At 67.7% G+C, this 13,678-nt stretch carries 11 protein-coding genes; 5 read left to right on the top strand and 6 right to left on the bottom strand.

Annotation, left to right across the window (positions count from 1 at the left end; translation table 11 throughout):
* Nucleotides 1–11: 11 nt before the first annotated feature.
* A complete protein-coding gene (locus E0T84_RS12365) occupies nt 12–1,115 on the top strand; it encodes a hypothetical protein (RefSeq protein WP_171055006.1) in 1,104 nt (367 codons plus the stop codon).
* 186 nt (nt 1,116–1,301) lie between these two features.
* Here the strand turns inward: E0T84_RS12365 and E0T84_RS12360 are convergent, their stop codons facing one another.
* A complete protein-coding gene (locus E0T84_RS12360; protein ID WP_138744589.1) occupies nt 1,302–2,789 on the bottom strand; it encodes an NAD(P)/FAD-dependent oxidoreductase in 1,488 nt (495 codons plus the stop codon).
* Nucleotides 2,790–2,936: 147 nt separating this feature from the next.
* Here E0T84_RS12360 and E0T84_RS12355 point away from each other — a divergent pair, with 147 nt between their 5' ends.
* The gene (locus E0T84_RS12355) at nt 2,937–4,289 is read left to right on the top strand and encodes a flavin monoamine oxidase family protein (RefSeq protein ID WP_138744588.1); all 1,353 of its coding nucleotides are present in this window, start codon (nt 2,937–2,939) and stop codon (nt 4,287–4,289) included.
* Here the strand turns inward: E0T84_RS12355 and E0T84_RS12350 are convergent.
* Both E0T84_RS12350 and E0T84_RS12345 read right to left on the bottom strand, forming a co-directional pair.
* The gene (locus tag E0T84_RS12350) at nt 4,279–5,205 is read right to left on the bottom strand and encodes an alpha/beta fold hydrolase (RefSeq protein ID WP_138744587.1); all 927 of its coding nucleotides are present in this window, start codon (nt 5,203–5,205) and stop codon (nt 4,279–4,281) included. The genes E0T84_RS12355 and E0T84_RS12350 overlap by 11 nt on opposite strands.
* A 43-nt stretch (nt 5,206–5,248) precedes the next feature.
* Nucleotides 5,249–6,346, bottom strand: a complete 1,098-nt coding sequence (locus tag E0T84_RS12345) for an NAD(P)-dependent alcohol dehydrogenase (protein WP_138744586.1) — start codon at nt 6,344–6,346, stop codon at nt 5,249–5,251.
* Nucleotides 6,347–6,415: 69 nt separating this feature from the next.
* Between E0T84_RS12345 and E0T84_RS12340 the strand changes: the two genes are divergently transcribed.
* Together E0T84_RS12340 and E0T84_RS12335 are read left to right on the top strand one after the other, a co-directional pair.
* A complete protein-coding gene (locus E0T84_RS12340; RefSeq protein ID WP_075910322.1) occupies nt 6,416–7,390 on the top strand; it encodes an NADPH:quinone oxidoreductase family protein in 975 nt (324 codons plus the stop codon).
* Between the two features lie 39 nt (nt 7,391–7,429).
* Nucleotides 7,430–7,852, top strand: coding sequence for a nitroreductase family deazaflavin-dependent oxidoreductase (locus E0T84_RS12335; protein WP_138744585.1), 423 nt, complete (start codon nt 7,430–7,432; stop codon nt 7,850–7,852).
* A 3-nt stretch (nt 7,853–7,855) separates the two neighbouring features.
* Here E0T84_RS12335 and E0T84_RS12330 read toward each other — a convergent pair whose 3' ends face one another.
* Complete coding sequence (locus tag E0T84_RS12330; RefSeq protein WP_249383622.1) at nt 7,856–9,919, bottom strand: acyltransferase family protein; 2,064 nt, start codon at nt 9,917–9,919, stop codon at nt 7,856–7,858.
* Nucleotides 9,920–10,124: 205 nt separating this feature from the next.
* Between E0T84_RS12330 and E0T84_RS12325 the strand changes: the two genes are divergently transcribed.
* On the top strand, nt 10,125–11,342 hold the full coding sequence (locus tag E0T84_RS12325; protein ID WP_138744583.1) for an acyl-CoA dehydrogenase family protein: 1,218 nt from the start codon (nt 10,125–10,127) through the stop codon (nt 11,340–11,342).
* A 58-nt stretch (nt 11,343–11,400) separates the two neighbouring features.
* Here E0T84_RS12325 and E0T84_RS12320 read toward each other — a convergent pair whose 3' ends face one another.
* Both E0T84_RS12320 and E0T84_RS12315 read right to left on the bottom strand, forming a co-directional pair.
* A complete protein-coding gene (locus E0T84_RS12320; RefSeq protein ID WP_138744582.1) occupies nt 11,401–12,138 on the bottom strand; it encodes an SDR family oxidoreductase in 738 nt (245 codons plus the stop codon).
* Between the two features lie 27 nt (nt 12,139–12,165).
* Complete coding sequence (locus E0T84_RS12315; RefSeq protein ID WP_138744581.1) at nt 12,166–13,611, bottom strand: DHA2 family efflux MFS transporter permease subunit; 1,446 nt, start codon at nt 13,609–13,611, stop codon at nt 12,166–12,168.
* Nucleotides 13,612–13,678: the final 67 nt, after the last annotated feature.

Raw genomic sequence — 13,678 nt, 5'->3', positions numbered from 1 at the left:
TGCTCGGCCCGATGGACGAATTCCCGGTCCACCAAGTCCCCCAGCCGATCGCCTGGCCCGGATCGTCGGACCGGAACTTCTACGACCGGTCGTATTTCAACGCCCACGACCGCACCGGAGACATCTTCGTCATCACCGGCCTGGGCTACTACCCCAATCTCGGGGTGAAGGACGCCTACTTCCTGGTACGGCGCGGTGATGAGCAGACGGCCGTTCATCTGTCCGACGCGATCGATCAGGACCGGCTCAACCAGCACGTCGGCGGCTACCGGATCGAGGTCCCCGAGCCGCTCAAGAAGGTTCGCATCGTGCTCGACGAAACCGAGGGTATCGCCGCGGATCTCACCTGGAACGGGCTATTCGACGCCGTGCAGGAACAGCCCCACCTGATGCGTCAGGGCAACCGGGTCACTCTCGACGCACAACGTTTCGCCCAAACAGGTTCCTGGAGTGGCTATCTGGAGATCGACGGCCAACGCATCGACGTCGACCCCGACACCTGGATCGGCTCCCGCGACCGGTCCTGGGGCATCCGGCCGGTCGGTGAGGCCGAGCCCGCCGGACGTCCCGCCGACCCGCCGTTCGAAGGCATGTGGTGGCTGTACGTGCCGATGGCGTTCGACGATTTCTCGATCGTCTTCATCATCCAGGAGGATCCCAGCGGGTTCCGCTCGCTCAACGACTGCAGCCGGGTATTCAAGGACGGCCGCGTCGAGCAGCTCGGCTGGCCGCGGGTGAAGATCCACTACCGCTCCGGGACACGAATCCCCACCGGGGCCACCATCGAGGCCGCCACGCCCGACGGCACCCCGGTCCGGTTCGACGTGGAATCCAAACTGCCCGTGCCGATCCACGTCGGCGGCGGCTACGGCGGCGATGTCGACTGGATCCACGGCGTGTGGAGGGGCGAGAAGTTCACCGAGCGCCGCACCTACGACATGAATGATCCGGCAGTCGTCGGCCGGACCGCGTTCGGCGTGATCGACCATGTGGGTCGCGCCGTGTGCACCGAGGGCAATGCTGCCCCGGTGGAAGGCTGGGGGCTGTTCGAGCACGGCGCGCTGGGCCGGCACGACCCCTCCGGATTCGCCGACTGGCTCACCGTCGCCCCGTAATCCCGTTGATCGGCAGCCCCTCGATCGCAGCCCCTCAGCCCGCCCAGCGACTGTCACGCCAGAGTGACTGTCGCCGTTGACGGCCACTCTGGCGTGACATTGCGATAGGAGTCCGCGCCGCGTCGCCACGCTGGCGTGACGCTCGGGTGCGACAGCCACTCTGGCGTGACAAACAGGACAGCGGAATCAGGAGGCGGCTGCAGCCTCCGGCGTGGCGGGCGCACGGCCGAAGACCATCGACTCATCGATGCGGTCGAGCCGGTGGTCGATGGCGTCCAGCACATAATTGTGCCGGACGTGCCACGGCCGCTTGGTGCCCGAACGCGGCAACGCGTGCTCAGAACGCTGGATGTAACCGGCCTCCAGGTCCCACGTCCGTTTCTCGGGCATCGGTACCGCGCCCCTGTGCGGATAGGCGTGGGTGTAACCGTGAGCACCCATGTAAGCCAACAGGTTTGCGAATGCCCGAGCGGTCATGTCGGCCCGCAGTGTCCACGACGCGTTGGTGTAACCGATGCACCAGGCCAGGTTCGGGACGTCCTCCAGCAGGAACTCCTTGTAGACGAACCGCTCGGTCGGCTTGACCTCATGACCATCGACCGCCAGCCTGATCCCGCCGAGGGCCTGCAGCTGCAGGCCGGTCGCGGTGACGATCACGTCCGCGTCCACCCGTGCACCGGATTTCAGCACGATGCCCGCGGCGTCGATGTGGTCGATGTGATCGGTGACGATGTCCACCCGGCCGTCGCTGATGTGCTCGTAGAGGTCGCCGTCGAGCACCAGGCACATGCGCTGGTCCCATGGGTTGTAGCGGGGCTTGAAATGCACGTCGACGGGATAGCCCTCGGGCAGCGCGGCTATCGTGCGATTGCGGATCAGCCAGCGCCCGGCCTTGGGCGCTTTGCGGAAGAAGAAGTACGTCAGCACGTGGAACGCCGCGTTGCGGAATCGCACCACCTGATGAGACAGCCTGCGCGGCAGCGCCTTCCGGATGGCCTGCACCATCGGGTCGATGCGCGCCATCGACATCATGTACGTCGGCGAGCGCTGCAGCATCGTCACGTGCGACGCCTGCTGCGCGAGTGCAGGCACCAGGCTGATCGCCGTGGCGCCGCTGCCGATCACCACCACGCGCTTGCCGGAGTAATCCAGGGACTCGGGCCAGAACTGCGGGTGCACCACGTCGCCGGCGAAGCTGTCGATACCTGGAAAATCCGGGGTGTAGGGCTCGTCGTAGTTGTAGTAGCCGGTGCCGCAGAACAGGTACCGGCACCGGTAGGTGCCGGCTTGCCCGTCCTGCTCGGTCCGCACGGTCCAGGTGTCGGTACCCGAATCCCAATCCGCCGACAACACGTGGGTGTTGAACCGGATATGACGGTCGATGCCGTGTTCGCGCGCCGTCTCGGTGAGATAGTCGCGGATGTCGCCGCCGTCAGCCACGTTCTCCGGCTTGGTCCAGGGCTGATACGGATAGCTCAGCGTGAAGATGTCGCTGTCCGAGCGGATGCCCGGATAGCGGAACAGGTCCCAGGTGCCGCCGATCCGCTCCCGGCGTTCCAGCACGGTGTACGTCAGACCAGGACTCTTCTCGTGCACCCGGTAGGCCGCACCCAGCCCTGAGATCCCGGCCCCGACGATGAGTACATCGGTGTACTCCGGATCCACCGCACCCATGGCGAACCTCCTCTGGTCCCGACGAGTACCACCTAGCCTAGGTGCTCGGTCGCGCAGCGCGTCAACGATCCGGCCGCAGCCCGATCGACCGCGTCCCGCGGCACCGAACAACGCTGGCATGACCGTCATGCGTGAGAGCCTGGACAGGTGAGCATCCCAACGAGCACCGACGTCGTCGTGGTCGGCGCCGGCTTCGCCGGTCTGTCCGCCGCCCGCGCCCTGGTCCGACTCGGACACCAGGTGGTGGTGTTGGAGGGGCGGGACCGCGTCGGTGGCCGCTCGTCGACCGCGACGATCGCCGATGTGCCCGTCGACCTGGGCGGGACGTTCGTCGGCCCCACTCAGGACGCGGTGCTGGCGCTGGCCGACGAACTCGGGTGCCCCACGGTGTCCACCTACGACCGCGGCAAGAACCTGATCCAGTGGCACGGGCGGGTGCGCTCATATCGGAGCACCATCCCGCGCCTGTCGATGATGGAACTGTTCGACGTCTCCCGGATCCAGTGGCGCTTCGAACGGCTCTCCCGAGGCATCCGGGTCAGTGAGCCGTGGAAAAGTGCGAACGCCGAGAATCTCGATGAGCTCACCCTGGAAAGCTGGTTGCGCTCGGCCGGCGCGAGCGCCTCGACCCGCAACCTGATGGCGATCATGTCCCGGGTCACGTGGGGCGCCGAGCCCGACGAGGTTTCGATGCTGCACGCGGCCCGCTACGTCAAGGCCGCCGGTGGGCTGGACCGCATGCTCGACGTGCGCGACGGTGCCCAACAGGACCGGTTTCCCGGCGGCACCCAGCAGATCGCATCGAAGATGGCCGACGAACTCGGAGATCGGGTGGTGCTCAGCGCCCCCGTCGGCAGCATCGAGCGCCGCCCCGACGGCACCGTGGCGGTGAACTGCCCGGCCGGAGAGATACTTGCGCGCGCGGTGGTCGTGGCGATACCGCCTCAGCACCGTGCCGGTATCGAGTTCAACCCGCCGCTACCCAAGCCGTACACCGAGTTGGCGGAGAACTGGCCGCAGGGCAACCTCAGCAAGGCCTACGCCGCCTACGAACGACCATTCTGGCGCGCCAACGGTTGTTCGGGCGAGGCCGTGTCCGACGAGGGTCCGGTGTTCATCACGTTCGATGTCAGCCCCGGCGACGAGGGGCCCGGAATCCTGTTGGGGTTCACCGACGCCCGCACGTTCGACCAGCTGTCTGCCGATCAGCGGCGCGAGCAGGCCCTGAACGGATTCGCCACCCTGTTCGGCGACGCGGCGCTGCAGCCGATCGACTACATCGACCACTGTTGGGGCACAGAACAATTCGCGCCCGGTGGACCGACCGCGGCGGTGCCGCCCGGATCGTGGACACAGTACGGCCAGTGGCTGCGCGAACCAGTGGACTCCATTCATTGGGCCGGCACCGAAACCGCCGACGAGTGGACCGGATTTCTCGACGGGGCGGTCCGGTCCGGTCAGCGCGCAGCAGCCGAAGTGGCGGGCCGGCTTACTGGCTGACCGCCGGGGGCAAGGCCACCGACTCGGCCAGTGCGCGCAGCTGGGCGTTCACCCGTGACGGGCACTCCAGAATGGCGCAGTGCCCACCGGGCATCTCGACGAAGGCGCTGAGGTTCGGGACATCGGCCGCAATCCGGCGCGAGGCGTTGATGGGCAGCAGCCGGTCCTTGACGCTGCCGATCACCAGCGTCGGCACCGTCAGGTTGCGCACCGAGATGTGCTGGGACCCCAGACCGTTGACCAGCGTGCGGGCCCACCCGCCGCGACCGGCGGCCGGGGTCTGGGCGAACAGCTGGTAGACGAACTCGGCGACCCACGGCTCGGCATCATGGCCGACCGCCAGGTGTGCGACGAAACGCTTGTTGGGGCGCTCGGTGATCCGGGGCATCCATGCCCCTCCCATGGCCCTGATCGCGGTACCGGCGGCCCGAACTCGGGTGGCCGCCAACGGCGCCGGAACCCTGAGCAGATTCACGTCGCGCACCAGGTCACCGGTAGTGGTGTTGATCAGTGCGACGGCGTCGGCTCGGGCGGTCACCCGGGCCGGGTAGCGCTGCGACCACGACGTGATCGCGATGCCGCCCATCGAATGTCCGGCGACGACGGCCCGTTCGCCGGGATTCAGTGTGGCGTCGAGTACCGCGTCAAGGTCGGCTGCGAGGTGGTTGAGGCTGTAGCGGTTCCGCCCGCGCGGGGTCTCGCTGCGCCCGTGCCCGCGGTGGTCATAGGCGATGACGCGGTAGTCGGTGGCCAGGTCGGCGATCTGGTGGGCCCAGACCCCGATGGCGCAGGTGATGCCGTGGGCCAGCACGATCGGGTAGCCGTCCTCCGGGCCGAACACCTCGGCATGCAACCGGACGCCATCGACGGCGCGCACCTCGACAGCGCGTCCCGGTGGTAGCTGAGGAAGGGTCATGATGCTCCGATCATTGGCGTCGTTGCCGGGTGAATCCGAGGGTTTACGAGCCTACCTCGCCGGTGACCAACACCGGTTTTACGACGTCAGCGGCCTTGGCGGCGGCCCAGGCCCGGTCGAAGTCGTCGAACGGGTAGCGGCTCACGATTCTGTCGAGCGGAAGTTCGCCACGGCGGTGCAGATCGACCAGGCGCGGGATGAAGGTCTGCGGATCGCTGTCGCCTTCCACCACACCGCGCAGGGTCAGGCCCTTGCCCATGATCGCCGCGACGGGCAGTTCTGCCGTCAACGCGCCGAGGCCCAACAGCGCCAGGGTGCCGCGCTCCCGCAGCACTGCGACCGCGGCGGCCAGAGCGTCGGGCCGGGCGGTGGTGTCGACGGCGCAGGCCGCTCCCCCGGTGAGCTCGAGCACCGCGGCGGCGACATCGGAAGCGGTCGGGTCGAGGGTCGCGGTAGCACCCAGTTCGGTTGCCAGCGTGCGCCGCTGCGCGATCGGGTCGACGGCGACGATGGTGTGGCAGCCCGCGATGCGGGCACCCATCACCGCCGAGAGCCCGACGGCGCCGGCCCCGAACACCACGATCGCATCGGAAGGTTGCACAGCGAGCACGTTGAGCACGGCGCCCACACCGGTCTGCACGCTGCAGCCCAGCGGTGCGGCCAGTGCGGCGTCGATCGGTTCGGGCAGCACCACCGCGTTGCGGCTGCCGGCAAGCGCGTAGGTGCAGAAGCTGGACTGGCCGAAGAAGCCGCCACCAACGGGAGCGCCGTCGAGGTACAGCGCACTGGATTCATCGCGGCGGCTGCCGCGCATGTTGAGGTCGGTGGAGCGCTCGCAGTAGGCCGGCATGTCCGCCCGGCAGTTGGGGCAGGTGCCGCAACTGGCGAAGGTGAGGACCACCTGGTCGCCGGGGATGGGGGTGGCCTCCAGCCCCGCCTGGACCACCGTGCCCACACCTTCGTGACCGAACACCATCGGTAACTTGCGAAACCGTGCTGCCACACTCACATCGGTATGGCAGATGCCTACGGCCTCGATACGGACCAGCACCTCGTCCCCGACCGGTTCACGAATCTGGACGTCGGTGAGCTGCGGATCGGCACCAGCCTCGAGCACCACCGCGGCGCGGGCGTTGAGCATCCGGTGATGCTAACCACCGAGTTGACACCTGTCACAATTGGCTGGCGCCCCCACCAGAAGGAGACACCGATGCGTGCAGCCCAGATCACCACCCTCGACGGTCCCGACGCGGTGCGGGTGGCCGAGGTCGAGGAACCGAACGCGGACTCCGGTGACGTGGTGATCGACGTCCACGCGGCCGGCGTGGCGTTCCCCGACGCCCTGCTGACCCGCGGTCTCTACCAGTACAAGCCCGAGCTGCCGTTCAGCCCGGGCGCCGAGATCGCCGGTGTGGTGCGCAGCGCGCCGGCCGGTGCACATGTCGGCGCCGGTGACCGCGTACTGGGCCTGACCATGCTGTCCGGCGGCATGGCCGAAGTCGTGGCGCTGCCCGCCGAGCGGGTGTTCCCCCTGCCGGACTCGGTGTCGTTCGAGGCCGGAGCCGGCATCCTGTTCAACGACCTGACCGTTCAGTTCGCGTTGCGCACCCGCGGCCGGCTGGCCCAGGGCGAGACCGTGCTGGTGCACGGCGCGGCGGGCGGTATCGGCACCTCGGCGCTGCGACTGGCACCGGCGCTGGGCGCTGCGCGCACCATCGCGGTGGTGTCCACCGAGGAGAAGGCCGAGACCGCCCGGGCCGCAGGCGCCTCGGATGTGGTGCTGGCCGACGGGTTCCGTGACGCGGTCAAGGAACTCACCGGCGGCCGGGGCGTGGACCTCGTGCTCGACCCGGTGGGCGGCGATCGCTTCACGGATTCGTTGCGGTCGCTGGCTGTGGGTGGGCGGTTGCTGGTCGTCGGCTTCACCGGCGGTGAGATTCCCACCGTCAAGGTCAATCGCCTGCTGCTCAACAACGTCGACGTGATCGGTGCGGGTTGGGGCGCCTGGACCTTCTCTCACCCGGGCTACCTGCAGGAACAGTGGGCCGAACTGCAACCGCTGCTGGCTTCCGGCGCGCTGCCCGCACCCCGGCCCGAGGTCTATCCACTGGAGCAGGCCGCCCAGGCCATCGCATCCCTGGAGAACCGCAGCGCCAAGGGCAAAGTGGTGCTGACGCTGCGGTGATCGCGGAATAGCGGCGCAGCGGCCGGCGTTGTGCACCGCGTGACCGAACATGCCGAATTGAGCCCGACCGACTGGGTACGCGCACAGACCGAACGCATCCTGGAACAAGGCACCACCGACGGCGTCGAGGTACTGGACCGCCCCATCGTGCTGTTCACGACCACCGGTGCCAAATCAGGCAAGAAGCGGTACGTGCCGCTGATGCGTGTCGAGGAGAACGGCCGCTACGCGATGGTGGCTTCCAAGGGCGGTGACCCGGCGCACCCGTCGTGGTACTTCAACGTCAAGGCCAACCCGGCCGTGACGGTCCAAGACGGCGACAAGGCCGCGTCGCTGACCGCCCGCGAGCTTTCCGGTGACGAGCGCGAACACTGGTGGAAGCTGGCCGTCGAGGCCTACCCGCCGTACGCCGAATACCAGACCAAGACCACTCGACAGATTCCGGTCTTCATCGTCGAATGACGGCTACCACCAACCGAGGGCGGCTGACATCTGCCGCGTCAACTCGGTGGTGAGCGTGCGAACGTAGGCCGCCGACAGGTGGTGGGCATCGTGGTACACCAGCACGTTGCCCTCCACGGCACGGCAGATGGTCGGCCGGCACACCGCATCGGTGAGGTCGAGTGCCTTCATGAGCGGATAGGCGGCCAGATGGTCCAGGGTGGGATTGCGCTGGGCCAGGGCCTCGTCCCGCGGCAATCCACAAGTGTCGGCGTCGCCACCGTTGGACAGACAGTCGACCGGTGAGAAGAACCAGCCGTCGCGGATCATCCACGGCGTATCCCGTATGCCGAGCATCGGAATTACATTGGCGGACAACTCATCCCAGATCCCGAGGTAGTAGTCGGGTACATAGTCGCCCGGGCCGTTGAGGATCGGGCGCGTCGAGGTGAAGAACACGTAATCCGGCCGGTCGGCGATGATCTGGGCGAGCGCGTTGTCCGACCATGCCCGGCAGGACGGGTACGCCTCGAAGGATCCGGCGATGATCGGCAGCCGCTTGGTGGTCAGCGGGCAGCCGGCCTTCAGGTAGGTGATCACCTTGAAACCGTGTTGCCGCCCGATCTCATGCAGCGCGGTCAGCCAATGCTCCGAATGCGACCCGCCGGCCAGCGCAATCGTGCGGGCGCCCTTCGGATCTCCGTAAACACAGGTGCCGACCTCAGCACCGGTGAACCCGGTCACGCAGTGGTCGATCGACGACGGAGGAAGGTCGTTGTCGGCCTCCAGCGCACTCGGACGCATCGGCAGCTTGGCGACCGGTCGATTCTCGATGAGCGCCTGCGCGCCCGGATAGTCGCGGATCGGGAGCATGCCGAGTTCGGCACCGCTGGCCCGAGCGTGCGCGACATGCCCCTGCCACATCAGCGAAGTCGCCACGAGCACTCCCGCCACCAACGCGACGACCGCGCCCGACACCATCCACATGCCCGGCCACCGACGCCAGGGCAACTGGGCGCATCGCACGGTGAGCAGGGCCAGCACCACCGCCACCCCCAGGATCACAATGCCGTCAGTCAGGCCCACGGCATCGTCGTTGACAGTGGCCAGCCAGAAGATCAACAACGGCCAGTGCCACAGATACAGCGGATAGGCCGCGGCCCCGACGGCGACCAGCGGGGCGCTGCGCAAGTATTCATTCGTCCTCGGTGGTGTGTCCCCGGCAGCACTCAGGATCACCAGTACCGTCGCCGTCACGGGAATCAACGTCCACATGCCCGGGGACTGCACGGCCCGGTCGGTGAGCGCACCGCACACCAGGATCGCCGCCACACCGACGGCAGCCGCACCTCCGCGCACCCAGCCGGGCCACCGAGTCCGCCCCGTCGGGCCGGCCACGAGTGCCGCGGCCAGCACTCCCACCAACAGCTCCCAGCCGCGGGCGGCGGTGCTGTAGTAGGCGAGCATCGGATTGGCCGACTGCGTGGTGAGCGCGTAGTACAGCGACGCTGCCGCCGCGATACCGGACGCGACGACCAGGCTGGTACGCCGTGCGCCACGGCCCCGGACCGCCGTCAGCGCGATGACGGCGCCGGCGAGCAGAAACAACGCGAGCGCGAACTGACCCACCACCGAGACGGCCCACAGGTGATGCAACGGGGTCACCGCCTCACCGGCCTGCACATAGTCGTCCGCCGAGCCGAGCAACTGCCAATTCTGAAAGAAGCCCAGGCCGGCCAGCGTCTGATCGGCGAACGCCTCCCACCGGGTCTGCGGCTGAACCAGGACCGTGAGCCCCGCACTCACGGCCACCACCAGGACCAGCGGCGGTACCAGCCGGCGCACCACCCGTCCGGCTTCGGCGACCAGCGTCCTCGCACTCGCCGTGCCGATCACCCGAAGCACCCGGCCGCCGGTGAAGAAGCCGGCCAAGACCAGCAGAACGTCCAGACCACCGGCAGCGCGACCGAACCAGAGATGACAGACGACCACCATGACCACGGCCACACCACTCAGGCCGATCAGGTCGTCACGAACCCGCCGGTGCACCCCGGGAACGCGAACCGGATCGTCAACAATCGCCTGCACAGTCAACTTTCCCTGGCCCGCCTTCGCCGGTCGATGACGACGAGAACACCTGGGGCCACTCCGTTCGCCGCCCAGAGCATAGGCCACCGCAACCGGGCCGCTTCCGGCGGCGAGACGCATCCCGACGCCCGACGGGACAAGGTCCCGTCCCCTCGTTGTACAACCGGCCATAGGCGCATCGGCCCGGAAAATCTAGCCTTGACCCATGACCGCCACCACCGCACCGGCTGCCAAGAAGTCCACCTACCGGCCGCTGGAGCTGTTCGACACCGACCGGCTGCTCGACCACGACGAGCGCGAGATCGGCGCCACCGTTCGCAAGTTTGTCGACAGCCGGCTCAAGCCCAACGTCGGGCAGTGGTTCGAATCGGCCACGCTGCCCAAGGAACTGGCCAAGGAGTTCGGCAAGCTCGGCGTGCTCGGCATGCATCTGCAGGGATATGGCTGCGCCGGAACCAACGCCGTCAGCTATGGCCTGGCATGCATGGAGCTGGAAGCCGGCGACAGCGGGTTCCGCAGTTTCGTGTCCGTACAGGGCTCGCTGTCGATGTTCTCGATCTACCGCTACGGATCCGAAGAACAGAAGAACGAATGGCTGCCCCGGCTCGCCGCCGGTGACGCGATCGGTTGCTTCGGCCTGACCGAGCCGGACTTCGGCTCCAACCCCGCGGGCATGCGCACCCGGGCTCGGCGCTCGGGCGCCGGAGAGAATGCAGACTGGGTACTCGACGGCACCAAGATGTGGATCACCAACGGCAACCTCGCCGACGTGGCCACGGTGTGGGCTAGAACTGGGAACGGCGACGGGGATATCAGCGGCTTCCTGGTCCCCACTGACACCCCGGGGTTCACCGCGAACGAGATTCACCGCAAGCTGTCCCTGCGCGCCTCGGTGACCTCCGAGCTCGTGCTCGACAATGTCCGGCTGCCCGCCTCGGCGCGGCTACCCCTGGCCGAAGGGCTGTCGGCCCCGCTGTCGTGCCTCAACGAAGCCCGGTTCGGCATCGTGTTCGGCTCGCTCGGCGCGGCCCGCGACAGCCTGGAGACCGCGATCGACTACGCCGGCTCGCGCGAGGTCTTCGACCAACCGCTCACCAGCTACCAGCTCACCCAGGAAAAGCTGGCCAACATGACCGTCGAACTCGGTAAGGGGATGCTGCTGGCGATCCACCTCGGCCGCATCAAGGACGGCGAGGGTGTCCGCCCCGAGCAGATCAGCCTGGGCAAGCTGAACAACGTCCGCGAAGCGCTGGCCATCGCACGAGAGTGCCGAACCCTGTTGGGCGGCAGCGGAATCACCCTCGAATACTCACCCCTGCGGCACGCCAACAACCTCGAATCGGTCCTCACCTATGAAGGCACCTCCGAGATGCATCTGCTGTCCATCGGCAAGGCACTGACCGGGCACGCGGCCTTCCGCTGACGACCGCCCACGACGGAATCGCCGTCGTGGATTCAGCGGGTCCTGGCCGGATCCGGCGTCAGCCTCGGCCGAAGTACGGCATGGACCGCGCCATCACGGTCAGCGACGGAACCGACACCTCCAGTGGCAGATCGACCAGATGCGCGATGGCGCGCGCCACATGCTCGACGTCGAACGTCGGCTCAGCCGCCAGACTCCCATCGGCCTGCAGAGTCTGGTGACTGAACCCGGCGGTCATCTCGGTGGCGGCATTGCCGATGTCGATCTGGGTGACGCAGATGTCGATATCGCGCAGATCCAACAACATTGACGCCGTCAAGCCACTCATCGCGTGCTTGGTGACGGTGTAGGCGAGGCTGTTCGGCCGGGGCCGGTGCGCAGAGATCGATCCGTTGTTGATGATTCGCCCACCCCTGGGCAGCTGGCCGGCCATGACCCGCGCGGCTTCCCTGGCGCAGAACACCGCACCGTCGACGTTGGTGCGCCACGTGGAGTGCCACCGCTGGTCGTCGATGTCGGCGATCGACGCCGACGGACCGAAAACGCCTGCGTTGTTGAACAATACGTCGACACGTCCGAATGCCGACACCGTCCCGGCGAACAGCGCCTGCACCGAAGCCGAATCCGTGACGTCAGTGGGGACCACGCGGGCATTCGGGTTCCCGCCACCCACCTCGGCCAGCGGTTCGGCGCGGCGGCCTGCCAGCACCACGCGATGGCCGGCATCCAACAGGACCCGGGCCGTGGCGCGGCCGATGCCACTGCCGGCGCCGGTGATGACCACGACTTTGTCCATGCGCCGATTGTGCCCGACCGCCGGCACTCAATGCGTCGGCGTACCGCCGGCCGGGCTCGGGCGCTGTGCGGTGAAGAGCGCGGTTATCACGCCGATCACGCTGATCAACGCGGCGACCGTGAACGCCGCGTGCACTCCGGGCAGGTCCGGGGCGCCGCCCGATCGGGAGGCCTTTGTCATGACGGTGACGAACAACGCCGTCCCCGCCGCGCCCGCAACCTGCTGAAGCGTCGTCAAGATGGCACTGCCGTGTGAATAGAACCGGTCGGGCAGAACACCCAGTGCATCAGTCATCAACGGGGTGAACATCATCGACAAGCCCACCATCATGATCGTCTGCAGCACAACCAGTTCCCACACCGGAGAAGTCGCCGACAACAGCGTGAATCCCCACAGAGACGCGCACAGCAGCACCGACCCGGGCAGCGCGAGCACCCGGGCACCGTGGCGGTCGTAGGCTCGCCCCACCAGCGGGCCCGCCATTCCCATCAGCAGCCCACCCGGCAGCGTCGCCAAACCGGCGACCAGCGCGCTCTGCTTCAACACGTCCTGGACGTACAGCGGCACCATGATGATGGCGCCGAACAGCCCCATGAACCCGAGGACGACCAGGCCGAGCGACACGGAGAACCGGCGATAGGTGAACGGGCGCAGATCGAGGAACGCGCGGTCGCGTCGCTGCAGTTGTATCTGCCGCGCGCCGAACAGCACCATCGCCACCGCACCGATCGACATCGGCACCCAGGCCGGTAGCGACTGCCGGCCGTGGGCCGATTCGCCCATCAGCGACAACCCGAATACCAAGCCCGCGAACGCAATCGCCGACAGGGGTACCGAGACAGGGTCGATCGGGGTCGGCTCCTCACGCTTGTCGGCGACCCGCAGCCAGGCCAGACCGGCGCCGAGCGCGACCATCGCGATGGGCAGCACGATCCAGAACATCCACCGCCAGTCGAGCGAGCCCAAGATGAACCCCGACAGCGTGGGACCGATCGCCGGTGCGACGGCGATGACGATCGAAATGGTGCCCATCATCTGGCCGCGCCGGTCGGCCGGGATCAACGTCATGACCGTCGTCATCAACAGCGGCATCATCACGGCCGTCCCGCACGCCTGCACGATCCGCCCCACCAACAGCACCGCGAACCCCGGCGCCAGCGCGGCGACCAGGGTGCCGGTGCAGAACAACGTCATCGACGCCAGGTAGATGCTGCGCACCGGGTAGCGCTGCAGCAGCGAACCCGACATCGGGATGACCACCGCCATCGTCAGCAGGAAACCACTGGTCAGCCACTGCGCCGTGCTCGCCGAGATGTCCAGGTCCACGATCAGCGCCGGCAGCGCCACGCTCATGATCGTCTCGTTGAGAATCATCACGAATGCCGAGCCCACCAACAGCGCGATGACGACGTTGGCGCTCGCCTGGGCACGCGGTGGCGCCGCGACCTCCCTGGTGCTCGGGCCCGATGTCATTACCACTCCCCTGTCTCCCCCGAGACTCGTCTGCGCAGCCATTCAGGGTAGGTGGGGCACCCGACGT

It is taken from the genome of Mycobacterium sp. DBP42 (assembly GCF_005924235.1).
Classification (GTDB): Bacteria; Actinomycetota; Actinomycetes; order Mycobacteriales; family Mycobacteriaceae; genus Mycobacterium; species Mycobacterium syngnathidarum.
This window is presented reverse-complemented; position numbering and strand designations above follow the sequence as displayed.

What these genes read in the sequence shown, in the direction of transcription:
- E0T84_RS12345 (WP_138744586.1), bottom strand. Translation starts at nt 6,346, where the DNA reads ATGCTCAACGCCCGCGCCGCGGTGGTGCTCGAGGCTGGTGCCGATCCG.
- E0T84_RS12365 (WP_171055006.1), top strand. Translation starts at nt 12, where the DNA reads ATGGACGAATTCCCGGTCCACCAAGTCCCCCAGCCGATCGCCTGGCCC.
- E0T84_RS12315 (WP_138744581.1), bottom strand. Translation starts at nt 13,611, where the DNA reads ATGACATCGGGCCCGAGCACCAGGGAGGTCGCGGCGCCACCGCGTGCC.
- E0T84_RS12320 (WP_138744582.1), bottom strand. Translation starts at nt 12,138, where the DNA reads ATGGACAAAGTCGTGGTCATCACCGGCGCCGGCAGTGGCATCGGCCGC.
- E0T84_RS12350 (WP_138744587.1), bottom strand. Translation starts at nt 5,205, where the DNA reads ATGACCCTTCCTCAGCTACCACCGGGACGCGCTGTCGAGGTGCGCGCC.
- E0T84_RS12340 (WP_075910322.1), top strand. Translation starts at nt 6,416, where the DNA reads ATGCGTGCAGCCCAGATCACCACCCTCGACGGTCCCGACGCGGTGCGG.
- E0T84_RS12325 (WP_138744583.1), top strand. Translation starts at nt 10,125, where the DNA reads ATGACCGCCACCACCGCACCGGCTGCCAAGAAGTCCACCTACCGGCCG.
- E0T84_RS12360 (WP_138744589.1), bottom strand. Translation starts at nt 2,789, where the DNA reads ATGGGTGCGGTGGATCCGGAGTACACCGATGTACTCATCGTCGGGGCC.